The 12,610-nt window shown below is 56.7% G+C and carries 15 protein-coding genes; 9 read left to right on the top strand and 6 right to left on the bottom strand.

Annotation, left to right across the window (positions count from 1 at the left end; all coding sequences use genetic code 11):
* Positions 1 to 47 precede the first annotated feature (47 nt).
* The 3 genes from GGQ73_RS18680 (at position 48) to GGQ73_RS18670 (ending at position 3,254) form a co-directional block, all read left to right on the top strand.
* The gene (locus GGQ73_RS18680; protein ID WP_174153124.1) at positions 48 to 1,268 is read left to right on the top strand and encodes an LL-diaminopimelate aminotransferase; all 1,221 of its coding nucleotides are present in this window, start codon (positions 48 to 50) and stop codon (positions 1,266 to 1,268) included.
* Positions 1,269 to 1,331: 63 nt separating this feature from the next.
* Positions 1,332 to 2,642 (top strand): homoserine dehydrogenase, encoded by a 1,311-nt coding sequence (locus tag GGQ73_RS18675; RefSeq protein ID WP_183897397.1) that lies wholly within the window; start codon positions 1,332 to 1,334, stop codon positions 2,640 to 2,642.
* A gap of 102 nt (positions 2,643 to 2,744) precedes the next feature.
* Positions 2,745 to 3,254 carry a GNAT family N-acetyltransferase gene (locus GGQ73_RS18670; RefSeq protein WP_183897396.1) on the top strand — a complete coding sequence of 170 codons (510 nt, stop codon included), beginning with the start codon at positions 2,745 to 2,747 and terminating at the stop codon, positions 3,252 to 3,254.
* Here GGQ73_RS18670 and GGQ73_RS18665 read toward each other — a convergent pair.
* Positions 3,236 to 3,556, bottom strand: coding sequence for a DUF1294 domain-containing protein (locus GGQ73_RS18665; RefSeq protein WP_412762994.1), 321 nt, complete (start codon positions 3,554 to 3,556; stop codon positions 3,236 to 3,238). The genes GGQ73_RS18670 and GGQ73_RS18665 overlap by 19 nt on opposite strands.
* Before the next feature lie 152 nt (positions 3,557 to 3,708).
* Here GGQ73_RS18665 and gatB point away from each other — a divergent pair, with 152 nt between their 5' ends.
* From gatB to GGQ73_RS18640, 5 genes are all read left to right on the top strand, one after another.
* Complete coding sequence (gene gatB / locus GGQ73_RS18660; RefSeq protein ID WP_183897394.1) at positions 3,709 to 5,211, top strand: Asp-tRNA(Asn)/Glu-tRNA(Gln) amidotransferase subunit GatB; 1,503 nt, start codon at positions 3,709 to 3,711, stop codon at positions 5,209 to 5,211.
* A gap of 148 nt (positions 5,212 to 5,359) precedes the next feature.
* Positions 5,360 to 5,857, top strand: a complete 498-nt coding sequence (locus tag GGQ73_RS18655) for a GNAT family N-acetyltransferase (protein WP_183897453.1) — start codon at positions 5,360 to 5,362, stop codon at positions 5,855 to 5,857.
* On the top strand, positions 5,854 to 6,327 hold the full coding sequence (locus tag GGQ73_RS18650) for a GNAT family N-acetyltransferase (RefSeq protein WP_183897393.1): 474 nt from the start codon (positions 5,854 to 5,856) through the stop codon (positions 6,325 to 6,327). The genes GGQ73_RS18655 and GGQ73_RS18650 overlap by 4 nt, the downstream gene beginning before the upstream one ends.
* A gap of 110 nt (positions 6,328 to 6,437) precedes the next feature.
* Positions 6,438 to 6,836, top strand: a complete 399-nt coding sequence (locus GGQ73_RS18645; RefSeq protein ID WP_183897392.1) for an NADH:ubiquinone oxidoreductase subunit NDUFA12 — start codon at positions 6,438 to 6,440, stop codon at positions 6,834 to 6,836.
* 140 nt (positions 6,837 to 6,976) lie between these two features.
* Positions 6,977 to 7,414 carry a DUF2155 domain-containing protein gene (locus tag GGQ73_RS18640; protein WP_183897391.1) on the top strand — a complete coding sequence of 146 codons (438 nt, stop codon included), beginning with the start codon at positions 6,977 to 6,979 and terminating at the stop codon, positions 7,412 to 7,414.
* 10 nt (positions 7,415 to 7,424) lie between these two features.
* Here GGQ73_RS18640 and aat read toward each other — a convergent pair whose 3' ends face one another.
* From aat to GGQ73_RS18615, 5 genes are all read right to left on the bottom strand, one after another.
* Entirely contained in the window at positions 7,425 to 8,036 is a 612-nt protein-coding gene (aat, locus tag GGQ73_RS18635) for a leucyl/phenylalanyl-tRNA--protein transferase (protein ID WP_183897390.1), read from the bottom strand.
* 3 nt (positions 8,037 to 8,039) lie between these two features.
* Complete coding sequence (gene accC / locus GGQ73_RS18630) at positions 8,040 to 9,383, bottom strand: acetyl-CoA carboxylase biotin carboxylase subunit (protein ID WP_174153133.1); 1,344 nt, start codon at positions 9,381 to 9,383, stop codon at positions 8,040 to 8,042.
* Positions 9,384 to 9,394: 11 nt separating this feature from the next.
* Positions 9,395 to 9,880 (bottom strand): acetyl-CoA carboxylase biotin carboxyl carrier protein, encoded by a 486-nt coding sequence (gene accB / locus GGQ73_RS18625; RefSeq protein WP_183897389.1) that lies wholly within the window; start codon positions 9,878 to 9,880, stop codon positions 9,395 to 9,397.
* A gap of 26 nt (positions 9,881 to 9,906) precedes the next feature.
* Positions 9,907 to 10,344 (bottom strand): type II 3-dehydroquinate dehydratase, encoded by a 438-nt coding sequence (gene aroQ / locus GGQ73_RS18620; RefSeq protein ID WP_183897388.1) that lies wholly within the window; start codon positions 10,342 to 10,344, stop codon positions 9,907 to 9,909.
* Positions 10,345 to 10,469: 125 nt separating this feature from the next.
* Positions 10,470 to 11,237: a DsbA family protein gene (locus GGQ73_RS18615; RefSeq protein WP_183897387.1), complete on the bottom strand. Its 768-nt coding sequence runs from the start codon at positions 11,235 to 11,237 to the stop codon at positions 10,470 to 10,472.
* A 169-nt stretch (positions 11,238 to 11,406) separates the two neighbouring features.
* Between GGQ73_RS18615 and GGQ73_RS18610 the strand changes: the two genes are divergently transcribed.
* A complete protein-coding gene (locus GGQ73_RS18610) occupies positions 11,407 to 12,564 on the top strand; it encodes a pyridoxal phosphate-dependent aminotransferase (RefSeq protein WP_183897386.1) in 1,158 nt (385 codons plus the stop codon).
* Positions 12,565 to 12,610 lie beyond the last annotated feature (46 nt).

The following is a 12,610-nucleotide window of genomic DNA, read 5'->3' as shown; positions in this document are numbered from 1 at the left end:
GAATGTTTTTATGAGCCGCTAGTACTGCTCATGTCCACGAGGAAGAGATGGAAGAGTTTCACAAGGTCAAGCGTTTGCCGCAATACGTGTTCGAACAGGTCAACCGTTTGAAAGCGAGCGCGCGAGCGGGCGGAGCCGATATCATCGACCTTGGCATGGGCAATCCCGACCTTCCAACGCCAAAGGCGATTGTCGATAAGCTCTGTGAGGTCGTTCAAGACCCACGCACGCACCGTTACTCGTCGTCCAAAGGCATTCCGGGCCTTCGCCGCGCGCAGGCAGGCTATTACGCCCGCCGCTTTGGCGTGAAGCTGAACCCGGACACGCAGGTCGTTGCCACGCTCGGTTCGAAGGAAGGCTTCGCCAACATGGCGCAGGCCATCACCGCACCCGGCGATGTCATTCTCTGCCCGAACCCGACCTATCCGATCCATGCTTTCGGCTTCCTGATGGCTGGCGGCGTTATCCGCTCGATGAATGTCGAGCCGGACGAAACCTTCTTCGGCCCGCTGGAGCGTGCCGTGCGCCACTCCATTCCAAAACCGCTGGCGCTGATCATCAATTATCCATCAAACCCGACGGCGCATGTCGCATCGCTGGATTTCTACAAGGACATCATCGCGTTCGCCAAGAAGCATGATCTGATCGTGTTGTCGGATTTGGCCTATTCCGAAATCTACTTTGACGACAAGAACCCGCCACCATCGGTGCTGGAAGTGCCGGGCGCGATGGATGTCGCTGTTGAGTTCACCTCCATGTCCAAGACGTTCTCCATGCCTGGCTGGCGGATGGGCTTTGCCGTGGGCAACGAACGTCTGATTTCGGCTTTGACGCGCGTCAAGTCTTACCTCGACTACGGCGCTTTCACGCCGATCCAAGTGGCGGCGACCCATGCGCTGAACGGGGATGGTTCCGACATCGCCGAAGTGCGCAGCGTCTATCGCCGTCGTCGTGATGTCATGGTCGATACGTTCGGAAAGGCCGGTTTCGAGGTCCCACCTCCAGCCGCGACCATGTTCGCATGGGCGAAAATTCCGGAAAAATTCCGTCACCTCGGCTCGCTGGAGTTTTCCAAGCTCCTGGTGGAGAAGGCCGATATCGCGGTTGCTCCCGGCGTCGGTTTTGGCGAGATGGGCGACGACTACGTTCGCCTCGCGCTAGTGGAAAACGAGCATCGAATTCGTCAGGCGGCGCGCAATTTGAAGCGCTTCCTGTCGAGCGCGGACGATACGTTGCACAACGTCGTTTCGCTCAACGCCCATCGTTAAGGGCACCCAACCGGGTGGCCTGTTCAGGCCACCTCTCCACGTCAGCAAATCAGGAACAGACCAATGGCAGATTCATTGAGAATCGGCATAGCGGGACTCGGCACCGTCGGCTCTTCGCTCGTGCGCATCCTCCAGCAGAGAAGCAAGGAACTTGCGATTACCTGTGGACGCGCAATCGAGATTATCGCCGTCAGCGCACGCGATCGTTCGCGTGATCGCGGTCTGGATCTCGCCGGTATCACCTGGTTTGATACGCCGGAAGACATGGCAAAAAAAGCCGAGATCGATGTTTTTGTCGAATTGGTCGGGGGCGCCTCGGGCGCTGCCGAGAAGGCCGTTCGGGCAGCCTTGGCGCGCGGCATCCATGTCGTGACGGCCAACAAGGCATTGCTGGCCAAACATGGTGTCGAGCTTGCCGTGATGGCAGAAGAGAAGGGCGCTTTGCTCAACTTTGAAGCCGCGGTGGCTGGCGGCATTCCCATCATCAAGGCCTTGCGCGAATCGCTCACCGGCAACCATGTGTCGCGCATTTACGGCATCATGAACGGCACCTGCAATTACATCCTGACCAAGATGGAGAAGGAAGGCCTGTCTTTCGAGGCCTGCCTGAAGGAAGCGCAGCGGCTGGGATATGCCGAGGCCGATCCTGCCTTTGACATTGAGGGCAACGATACCGCCCACAAGCTTGCGATCCTGACGACGCTGGCCTTCGGCTCCAAGATTTCGGCCGATGACATTTATCTCGAAGGTATATCCAACATCACCATCGAAGATATTCAGGCGGCGTCTGACCTGGGGTATCGCATCAAGCTTCTCGGTGTGGCGCATGTGACCGAATCCGGCATCGAGCAGCGCGTCCATCCCACCATGGTGCCGCTGGACTCCGTTATTGCGCAAGTCGATGGCGTCACAAATGCCGTGGCCGTCGAATCGGATATTCTGGGCGAGTTGCTGATGGTCGGTCCGGGGGCAGGCGGCAACGCCACGGCCTCTGCTGTCTTGGGTGACATCGCTGACATTGCCAAGAGCCGTCCGGGCGTTCAGCAGGTGCCGGTGCTCGGTCGTCCGGCGAAATCGCTGAGCGAATATCGGCGTGCCAAGATGAAGAGCCACGAGGGCGGTTATTTCATCCGCTTGACGGTGAAGGACAAGGCTGGCGTTTTCGCCAGCATCGCGACGCGGATGGCGGAAAACAATATCTCGCTGGAATCCATCGTCCAGCATTCGCGTGTTCACACCGAGGGCGGGCCACAGACCATTATTCTCGTCACGCATGCGACGATGGAAGATGCGATCCGCAAGGCGGTCAAAGCCATCAAGAGCGAAAAATATCTGGTCAACGAGCCGCAGGTCATCCGCATCGAACGGACCTGATCACTGCGATATCGTCTGGATTGAGAAGAGGCCATCGCCAAAAGGCGGTGGCTTTTTTCATGGGATCGCGTTTTATGGTCGGATCACACATGGAGACGCATTTTGCTCAGTATTCGCCCAGCGCGGGAGGGGGACGCGACCGTGCTTGCTGCCATTGGCCTGCGAGCGTGGGCGAACGCCGCATCGGCGATTGGCATAACGGACGTCCTGCGTGACAATGCGCGAGCGTCGTTCGAGAATTTCTCGCATTCGTCATGGCGTTGCATCACTTTGGCGCAGGCGGCCGATGTTGTGGTTGGCTGGGCCGCGCGCGAAAATTTTGACGAGACGATTACAGATTTCTGGGTCGATCCAGTCTACCAGCGGCAAGGCGTAGGCGCAGTTCTTTTGGACGAAGTCGAGCGACAAATCGTGGTTCGTGGCCTGCCCGTCGCGAAGCTGGAAAGTCATGCACAAAACGATCAGGCAGTTTCATTTTTTCGCAAACATGGGTACCGCGTCAGTTGGCTGTCAATGACCTATTCCACGAAGCTGGATCGCGAAGTCCAGTCTGTGGGCCTGCAAAAGCAACTTCTTGATACGGAAATCGACGGTTACGGCTTCGAATTTTGATTCACGGTGCTGAGTGCCGCTTCGAGCCAATGGGGCATTATGACAAGAGAGCCACACAGGACGACTTGCAGAACGATGATCGAGATCAAATAGGTTCGGAAGGGCTGTTTGCGGGTTTTATGACGCAGCAGCTGTTGCGCCAGAACCGCGCCCAGGCTACCGCCCAGAAATGCGAGCCACAACAACACGCTCTCACGCACGCGCCATTCAACGCGTCTGGCTGCTTTCTTGTCCCAGCCATAAATCAGAAAGACGATGATATTGAAGGCGAGATATGCCGCGAGGGCCGAGACGAGGATCATCATATCGTGAGTGAAGTTGAAAATTGTAAAAGTTCCGTATTCAACTCCAATCGATCCTGGCGCTCTCCGCCTTCAGTGCGACAAGCCTTGCGCCTCGGTGGCAATTGTTCTACCTCACCATAGACAGAAATTCCGTATCTTAAGAGCTTGATATGACCCTTGTAGACGTGCGCACACCAGACCCGAAACGCTTCATTCCCGGCGCGACCGGCGATTGGGAAATCGTCATCGGCATGGAGGTTCATGCGCAAGTCCTCTCCAATTCCAAGCTGTTTTCCGGTGCCTCCACAACCTTCGGCAATTCGCCGAACTCCAATGTTTCGCTCGTGGATGCAGCCATGCCAGGCATGTTGCCCGTGATCAACGAGGAATGCGTGGCGCAGGCCGTGCGCACGGGGCTTGGCCTGAAGGCGCAAATCAACAAGCGCTCGATCTTTGACCGTAAGAACTATTTCTACCCCGATCTACCGCAGGGTTACCAGATTTCCCAGTTCAAGGACCCTATTGTCGGCGAAGGCAAGATCATCATTTCGCTCGGGCCGGATCGTCAGGGCAACTTCGAAGACATCGAAATCGGCATCGAGCGCCTGCATCTGGAACAGGATGCGGGCAAGTCGATGCACGACCAGCATCCGACCATGTCCTACGTCGATTTGAACCGTTCGGGCGTGGCGTTGATGGAAATCGTTTCCAAGCCCGACATGCGCTCGTCTGACGAGGCGAAAGCCTACATGACGAAGCTTCGCTCCATCGTGCGCTACCTTGGTACCTGCGATGGAAACATGGACGAAGGCTCCATGCGCGCCGACGTGAACGTGTCCGTTCGCAGGCCGGGCGACGAGTTCGGCACACGCTGTGAGATCAAGAACGTCAACTCGATCCGCTTCATCGGTCAGGCCATCGAATATGAAGCCCGTCGCCAGATCGCCATTCTGGAAGATGGCGGCAGTATCGATCAGGAAACACGGCTGTTCGATCCCGGTAAGGGCGAGACGCGTTCCATGCGCTCCAAGGAGGACGCGCACGACTATCGCTACTTCCCGGACCCTGATCTGCTGCCATTGGAATTCGACGATGCCTTCATCGAGAAGATGAGCCGGGATCTGCCCGAATTGCCGGACGACAAGAAGGCGCGCTTCGTCAACGAGCTTGGCCTTTCCGTCTACGATGCGTCGATCCTCGTTTCGGAGAAGGCGATTGCTGACTATTACGAGCTGGTCGCTGAAGGCCGCGATGGCAAGATTGCTGCAAACTGGGTTATCAACGACCTGCTGGGTGCCTTGAACAAGTCCGGTAAGGGTATCGAAGAGACACCTGTGTCCGCCGATCAGCTCGGCGGCATCATTGATCTCATCAAGGCCAACACCATTTCCGGCAAGATCGCCAAAGACCTGTTCGAAATCGTCTGGAACGAGGGCGGCAACCCGGCGCAGATTGTCGATGCCAGGGGCATGAAGCAGGTCACGGACACAGGCGCCATTGAAAAGGCCGTCGACGAGATCATTGCTGCCAACCCGGATCAGGTTGAGAAGGTCAAGGCAAAGCCGACATTGGCTGGCTGGTTCGTCGGTCAGGTCATGAAGGCCACCGGCGGCAAGGCAAATCCACAGGCCGTGCAGGAACTCGTGAAAGCAAAGTTGGGTATCGAGGAATAGGGCTCGCCTGTTGGGCAATTTTATCGAGCAGACGAGAACGCCCCAAACCCTTTTGTCCGTCATCCCTGGGGTAAGTCGAGGATGACGTCGAGTATCGATAATGCCGGGGTTCCTCCCGGCTTTTTCATTCTGAGATGGAGTGAACATGGTGTTCTTCATTCGCACAGCCAGCGAACGCGATATCGAGCCGGTGAGGGCGCTTTTGGCCCGCACATGGCATGCCACCTTCGATGCGATCTATGGAGCGCCGCGGGTCAGTGAGTTGATTACCCAATGGCATTCTCCGGCAGCGATGAAAGAGCGTGTGCAGAAAAAGGGTGGTGAGTTTCTGGTGGCGGATGATGGAAAGCGGATTGGCGGCATGGGCTACGCTGCCATGTCGGCCAAGATGTCGAAAACGGCTTTGCTCCATCAGCTCTATGTCGATCCGCATTTTCAGCGGCAAGGCGTGGGGCGCGATATTTTCGCAGAGCTTGAGACGTGTTTTCCCGACGCGGAGATCATGCGTCTCGAGGTGGAGCCGAAAAACATCGCTGCCATTGCCTTTTATGAAGGGCTGGGTTTCGTCGAGGTTGATCGAGTGGAGCGCATGGCCGGGGTTGAGGGTCTGCCAGGGATCGCCATGGAAAAGACGCTGGCCCGATGACCGGAGCGCTGGACCATCTCATCATCCGTTTTGCGCGAGAAACGGATCTTCCTCATCTCGTCGCGATGTTTGCCGCTGATGATGTGGGCGGCCACGGTGACACGGTGGAAGAAGCTGCAACCCCGGATTATCTGGCGGCCTTTCACGCCATTGAGGTGTCTTCCAATGAGACGCTTTATGTGGCGGAACTGGATGGAGAGGTCGTCGGTACGTTTCAGACCGTGATATTGACCAAGCTCGTCGGTCGTGGTGCTGTGACGATGAAAATCGAAGCGGTTCAGACTCGGGCTGATATGCGCGGTCGCGGCATCGGTGCTATCATGATCCGTCATTGTATCGAGGATGCTGCGCAGCGCGGTGTGAAAACGATCGAGCTGGGATCGAACATGATGCGCCTCGATGCGCACCGCTTTTACGAGCGGCTAGGGTTCGATAAACGGCATTTCGGGTTCAGCATGAAACTGAAATAGCAGAGACCGAAACGGGAAATACTGGACAATCGACGCACGGGGCGGCATAAGCTTGTGCCGTGCTGCGCACATCAAATCGCTGCGGTGCACTCAAGCCCGAGGAACGGATAATGAAGACTCTCCTGACGCAAATCTTCACCTGGTGGAACGGCCAGACCATCGGAACGCGCTTTCACACATGGCGCTTCGGAAAGAAGGTTGGACAGGACGAGTTGGGCAACACCTATTACGAGGGCGGAACCACATCCTGGGGCATGCCACGGCGCTGGGTCATCTATAATGGTTACGCAGAGGCGTCTGCCATTCCTCCAGGCTGGCACGGCTGGATGCATTACCGAACCGATACGCCACCAAGCCAGGAAAGCTACACGGTCCGCGAATGGCAAAAGCCGCATCAGCCCAACCTGACCGGCACATCTCAGGCCTATCGCCCACAGGGTTCTCTGGCTGTCGCAGGCGAGCGTCCACGCGTAACGGGTGACTATGATGCCTGGACGCCCGGTAGCTGATAACGAGCTACGAGTGCCAGCTCTTTCATCGTAATCGGCCTTGCATGTTGAGTGGCAAGTCACCCGCTTTTGCCACATTCCGCCTTTAGGCGTTGAAGCCGCACTCGTGGTGCGGAAAATCTTTCTGGAGACGGTTCGACATGGGAAATTTCACGCGAAACACGTCTTTGCGTGCACTGGCTGTTTCGCTGCTTGCGCTGTTGCCGGTTGTTGCAAGCGTCTCTCCTGCATCCGCTGCCCGTATCGAAAACCGAGTCGCGGTGTTTTCCGGTATCGACAAGATCACCGGCCGCATCACTTCGTTCGACGTGTACCTGAACGAAACGGTGCAGTTCGGTGCGCTTCAGGTGACGCCGAAGGTCTGCTATTCCCGTGATGATACCGAAGCGCAGAATATCGATGCCTTCATCGAGGTCGATGAAATCACTTTGGACCGTAAGATCAAGCGCATCTTCACCGGCTGGATGTTTGCGGACAGCCCGGGTCTGAACGCTGTAGAACACCCGATCTATGACGTATGGCTGACCGGCTGCAAGCAGGAATCCGACGTTCCCGCGCCAGCATCGGCCAGCAAATAAATTCAACGAATCAGAATGAAACGCTTGGGCGATTGACCGCAGGCTCGAGCATCTTCGCATACTCCGCTTTTGGCACGTCAATCGCGCCAAAGGTCTTCAGGTGCTCGGTTGTGAACTGAGTATCAAGAAGAGTGAAGCCCTTTTCGCGCAAGTGCTCGACCAGAGTGACAAGGCAAATTTTGGAGGCATTGGTGCGTCTGGAAAACATGCTTTCGCCGAAGAAGGCTGAGCCCAGCGAAACACCGTAGAGACCGCCGACAAGCTCGTCACCGTCCCACGCTTCGACGCTGTGGGCGTGGCCGATCTCGTGGAGCTCAGTGTAAAGTTTGCGGATCGTCGCGTTGATCCAGGTGCTGGGCCGATCGTCGGCCTCCTCTGCACAGCCCGCAAGCACGCCTTCGAAATCGGTGTCGAAACGGATATCGAACGGACTTTTACGGATGGCTTTGGCCAGACTTTTCGAGATATGGAAGTCATCGAGCGGGATGATACCGCGCATTTCCGGCTCGACCCAGAACAGTTCCGGATCATCTGCCGAATCGGCCATGGGAAACAGGCCGATAGAATAGGCGCGCAGCAGAATGTCGACGTCAATATCGTTATTTCTGCCGCGCCGCCCCATGTCTTACTTCGCGTCGCCGGCCAGGTATTTTTCCAGCCAGTGAATGTCGTAGTCGCCCTTCAAGATGTCTTCGTTCTGAAGAAGGTCCTGAAACAGCGGAAGGGTTGTCTTGATACCGTCAACCACGAACTCGTCCAGTGCGCGGATCAAGCGACGGATACATTCATCGCGGTTGCGACCATGCACGATCAGCTTGCCGATCATGCTGTCGTAATATGGCGGGATCTTGTAACCCTGGTAGGCGCCCGAATCGACGCGTACGCCAAGACCGCCGGGCGTGTGGAAGTAGGTCAGCGTCCCCGGAGACGGCACGAAGGTGCGCGGGTCTTCGGCGTTGATACGGCATTCGATGGCGTGGCCATTGAACTTTACTTCATCCTGCGTGACCGAAAGGCCTTGGCCTGAGGCGACGCGGATTTGCTCCTGCACAAGGTCCATGCCGGTGATGGCTTCGGTCACCGGGTGTTCCACCTGAAGGCGCGTGTTCATTTCGATGAAATAGAACTCGCCATTTTCATACAGGAACTCGATGGTTCCAGCACCACGATACTTCAGCTTGCGCATGGCATCGGCGCAGATTTCGCCGATTTTCATGCGCTGCTCGACGGTGAGCGCTGGTGAGTTGGCTTCTTCCAGAACCTTCTGATGGCGACGCTGCAAGGAGCAATCGCGCTCACCGAGGTGAATGGCCTTGCCTTCACCGTCGCCAAACACCTGTACTTCGATATGGCGCGGCTTACCGAGGTACTTTTCCATGTAGACGGCATCGTTGCCGAAAGCGGCCAGTGCTTCGGAGCGGGCTGTCGAAACGGCTTCCTCGACTTCCGACTCGTCCTTCGCGACCTTCATGCCGCGTCCGCCACCGCCAGCTGTCGCCTTGATCAGAACCGGGAAGCCGATCGTGCGGGCGATTTCCAACGCGTTTTCAGGCTTCACTTCGCCGTCTGAACCGGGAACGACGGGAATGCCGAGCTCCTGTGCAGTCTGCTTGGCGGTAATTTTGTCGCCCATGATGCGGATGTGGTCCGCAGTGGGTCCGATGAACGTGATGCCGTGCGCGTCGAGAATGTCTGCAAACTTGGCATTTTCAGACAGGAAGCCGTAGCCGGGGTGAACGGCATCTGCACCCGTGATTTCACAGGCCGCAACGATCTGGTGGATGTTGAGATAGCTGTCACGCGAAGGCGGCGGGCCGATGCACACACTTTCGTCTGCGAGGCGGACATGCATGGCATCGGCATCGGCCGTAGAATGCACGGCTACCGTTGGAATGCCGAGTTCCTTGGCGGCGCGCAGCACGCGAAGGGCGATTTCGCCGCGATTGGCGATGAGGATCTTGGATACCATGACATCAGCCCTTATTCGATGACCACGAGGGCTTCACCATACTCTACGGGTTGCGAGTCGTTGACGATGATTTCCGTGACCTTGCCGGATTTTGTAGCCGGGATCTGGTTCATGGTCTTCATGGCTTCAACGATCAGAAGCGTTTGGCCTTCCTTGACCGTTGCGCCGACTTCGATGAACGGACGCGCACCGGGGGCCGACGAGAGATAAACGGTACCGACCATCGGCGATGTCACGGTGTTGGCCGGGTTGCGGGCGGGGGCTGCAGGTGCTGCTGTGCCAGGTGCAACGGCCGGTGCAGCCGCAACGGGCGCGGCGGCAGGGGCAGGGGCATATTGCGGTGCGGTCGCATAAATCGGTGCGGCCGGTGCTGCACGCGAAACACGAATGCGCAGATCGTCCTGTTCGACTTCGATCTCGGAAAGGTCGGTGTCGTTGAGAATGTTCGCGAGGTCGCGGATCAGTTCTTTGTCGATACCGTGTTTCTTTTCAGACATGACAAACCCTATTTCTGATTGTTTCTTTATGCCGTGATGTTTTTCAAAGCGTTGATCGCCATGATGTAGCCATATGGCCCGAAGCCGCAAATCATTCCCTTTGCGGCGGGCGCTATCATCGATTTATGGCGGAATTCCTCGCGTGCGTGGATGTTGGAAATGTGGACTTCCAGCACAGGAACAGAGATCGCGCGTATCGCATCATGCAACGCAATGGACGTGTGTGCATAGGCGCCGGGGTTGATGACGACACCAACGGTGCGTTCGCCAGCCTCATGTAAAAGGTCCACCAGAGCACCTTCATGGTTCGACTGATGGCACTCTACGATAAAGCCCAACTCTTCGCCAGCCTTCACGCAGTCGGCTTCGATGTCCTTCAGCGTCTTGCCGCCATAAATGCCGGGCTCCCGTTTTCCCAACATATTGAGATTTGGGCCGTTGAGGACGAAAATTGTGTTGCTCATTTGCCGTTCCGTCAAAAAATCAGCGCCACCTATAGACCGCACGACCACGAAGGAAAAGCCCCGAAGCGCTCAAACAACCCGTTGTCCTTAATCTTCTGGTCTTTATGACCGGTTTGGGGCGTTATTTAAGAACACGTCGTTTTGCCGCAGCTGCGCATATTGTCAATTTTTTCCTTGAGTGGCACGGCGCCGACGGCGCCAAACACGGCCTCATTGCCGATAATGTAGGAGGGGGTTCCGGTAATGCCGAGACTTGTCGCCAGCTGGTAGGCTTCCTTCACCTGTGCATCGTTGGAGTTTTCAGCCATGGATTTACGGATATCTGCTTCCTTTATGCCGAGCGCTTCAGCCACTTCGATGGCGCTTGCTTCGTTGGCACGGCCGGAACCTCCCAACAGCGTGCGCTGGAATTCGGGATATTTCGCCGGTGCGATCAGCTTTATGGCGTTCGATACCTTGTGGGCTTCCACCGATTCGGGTCCGAGAATGGGGAATTCCTTGAGGACGAAGCGGACGTTCTTGTCTGTTTTGAGAATGGTATCCACGTCCCCCATCGCGCGTTTGCAATAGCCGCAATTGTAATCGAAAAACTCGACCAGCGTCACATCGCCGTTGGGGTTGCCGATAGACAGATCATATTTGGACGCGAAGATGGCTTTCTGGTTGTCTCCAACCGCATCGGCCGCCTTGGCGTTGCGCGTTTCGTACTGCTTGCGCTCAAGAGCATCCTGGACCTCCAGCATGATTTCCGGGTTCTCGATCAGGTATTCCTTGATGAACGCGCCGAACTCTTTCTTCTGCTGATCATCGAGAGCGTACGCGGGCAGGGAGATGAAAAGCGTCGAAAGGGCCGTCACGCAGGCAAGGGCTGTGGATTTGATGGAAAGTGCCATGGGGTCCTCGTCGTGTCGTGGCCAGGTGTGATGTCTTACCTCACGCCATTACCTTAATTTAATTCAAATGGCATATCGCAAATTAAATTTCTCCGTTGCGATCTTGTCATTGTGAAGGCCGGGATAATGCGGCACATCTTTCAGTGGCATACCAGGAAAGAGCATATTTTTGATTACCTTGTCCAAGCGAAGCGCGGTTGAGCCATTCCATGCCATGGATGTTCTGGCGGAAGCGAACAGACGCAGGCAGGCGGGACGCCCCGTTATTTCCATGGCTGTCGGCCAGCCATCCCATGCGGCGCCGAAGGCATCGCTAGACGCGGCAGAGGCGGCTTTGAAGCACGGACGGATTGGCTACACCGATGCTTTGGGTTTGCGTGAATTGCGCGAGGTCATCGCAACGAGTTACAGGCTACGCCACGCAACGATCATCGATCCCGCACGCATTGCGGTGACAACCGGATCTTCTGCGGCTTTCAATCTGGCATTTCTCGGCTTGTTCGATGTGGGGGACGCGGTCGCCATCGCGCGCCCTGGATATCCAGCCTACCGCAACATTCTCAAAGCACTGGGTCTGACGGTCGTTGAAGTCCCGGTTACCGCCGAGACGGGCTACACGCTGACACCAGCGAGCCTCGAGCGGGCAGAAACCAGAGCGGGGCGCAAGCTCAAAGGCGTGCTTCTGGCAAGTCCTGCAAATCCCACAGGAACCGTGACCGGACGCGAGGCGCTGAAGCGGCTGATTACCTATTGTGACAGCCGCAATATCACGTTCATCTCGGATGAAATCTATCACGGACTGACTTTCGTGGGGGAGGAGACGAGTGCCGTCGAGATCAGCGATAACGCCGTGGTTATCAACTCCTTCTCGAAATACTATTGCATGACCGGATGGCGCATCGGCTGGATGGTTCTGCCGGAAACGCTGATCCGTCCGATCGAATGTCTGGCGCAGAGCATGTATATCTCGGCACCAGAGCTTTCACAGCTCGCCGCGACTGCTGCCTTTTCTGCCGAGGAAGAGCTCGATGTCTATAAGGAAAGCTATCGCACCAACCGCGACTTTCTTCTGAGCCGTTTGCCGGAGCTTGGGCTGCCATTGGTGTCGCCGATGGACGGTGCGTTCTACGCCTATGTCGATGTCAGCCGCTACTCAAACGACAGTATGGAGTTCGCAAAGCTGATGTTGGCGGAAATCGATGTCGCCGCTACCCCTGGCCTCGACTTCGATCCCGTCGAGGGCCATCGTGCCATGCGCTTTTCCTATGCGGGTTCGGAGTCGGACATTGCGGAAGCCGTCGGGCGTATCGGGGGCTGGCTGAAATAGGTTTTCGAACCGCGTGCAGTTTTGTTGAACTCTGTCACAAGTGATT

Source organism: Rhizobium skierniewicense, assembly GCF_014196515.1.
Lineage (GTDB): Bacteria > Pseudomonadota > Alphaproteobacteria > Rhizobiales > Rhizobiaceae > Agrobacterium > Agrobacterium skierniewicense.
Note: the sequence above shows the minus strand (reverse complement) of the source record. Positions and strands in the feature narration are given on the sequence as shown.

Bases quoted from the DNA above. Each gene is read 5' to 3' on its own strand.
- GGQ73_RS18675 (WP_183897397.1), top strand. From the start codon at position 1,332: ATGGCAGATTCATTGAGAATCGGCATAGCGGGACTCGGCACCGTCGGC.
- aat (WP_183897390.1), bottom strand. From the start codon at position 8,036: ATGGGGCGGCGCGGCAGAAATAACGATATTGACGTCGACATTCTGCTG.
- gatB (WP_183897394.1), top strand. From the start codon at position 3,709: ATGACCCTTGTAGACGTGCGCACACCAGACCCGAAACGCTTCATTCCC.
- aroQ (WP_183897388.1), bottom strand. From the start codon at position 10,344: ATGAGCAACACAATTTTCGTCCTCAACGGCCCAAATCTCAATATGTTG.
- GGQ73_RS18680 (WP_174153124.1), top strand. From the start codon at position 48: ATGGAAGAGTTTCACAAGGTCAAGCGTTTGCCGCAATACGTGTTCGAA.
- GGQ73_RS18665 (WP_412762994.1), bottom strand. From the start codon at position 3,556: ATGATCCTCGTCTCGGCCCTCGCGGCATATCTCGCCTTCAATATCATC.
- GGQ73_RS18615 (WP_183897387.1), bottom strand. From the start codon at position 11,237: ATGGCACTTTCCATCAAATCCACAGCCCTTGCCTGCGTGACGGCCCTT.
- GGQ73_RS18650 (WP_183897393.1), top strand. From the start codon at position 5,854: ATGACCGGAGCGCTGGACCATCTCATCATCCGTTTTGCGCGAGAAACG.
- GGQ73_RS18645 (WP_183897392.1), top strand. From the start codon at position 6,438: ATGAAGACTCTCCTGACGCAAATCTTCACCTGGTGGAACGGCCAGACC.
- accC (WP_174153133.1), bottom strand. From the start codon at position 9,383: ATGGTATCCAAGATCCTCATCGCCAATCGCGGCGAAATCGCCCTTCGC.
- GGQ73_RS18640 (WP_183897391.1), top strand. From the start codon at position 6,977: ATGGGAAATTTCACGCGAAACACGTCTTTGCGTGCACTGGCTGTTTCG.
- accB (WP_183897389.1), bottom strand. From the start codon at position 9,880: ATGTCTGAAAAGAAACACGGTATCGACAAAGAACTGATCCGCGACCTC.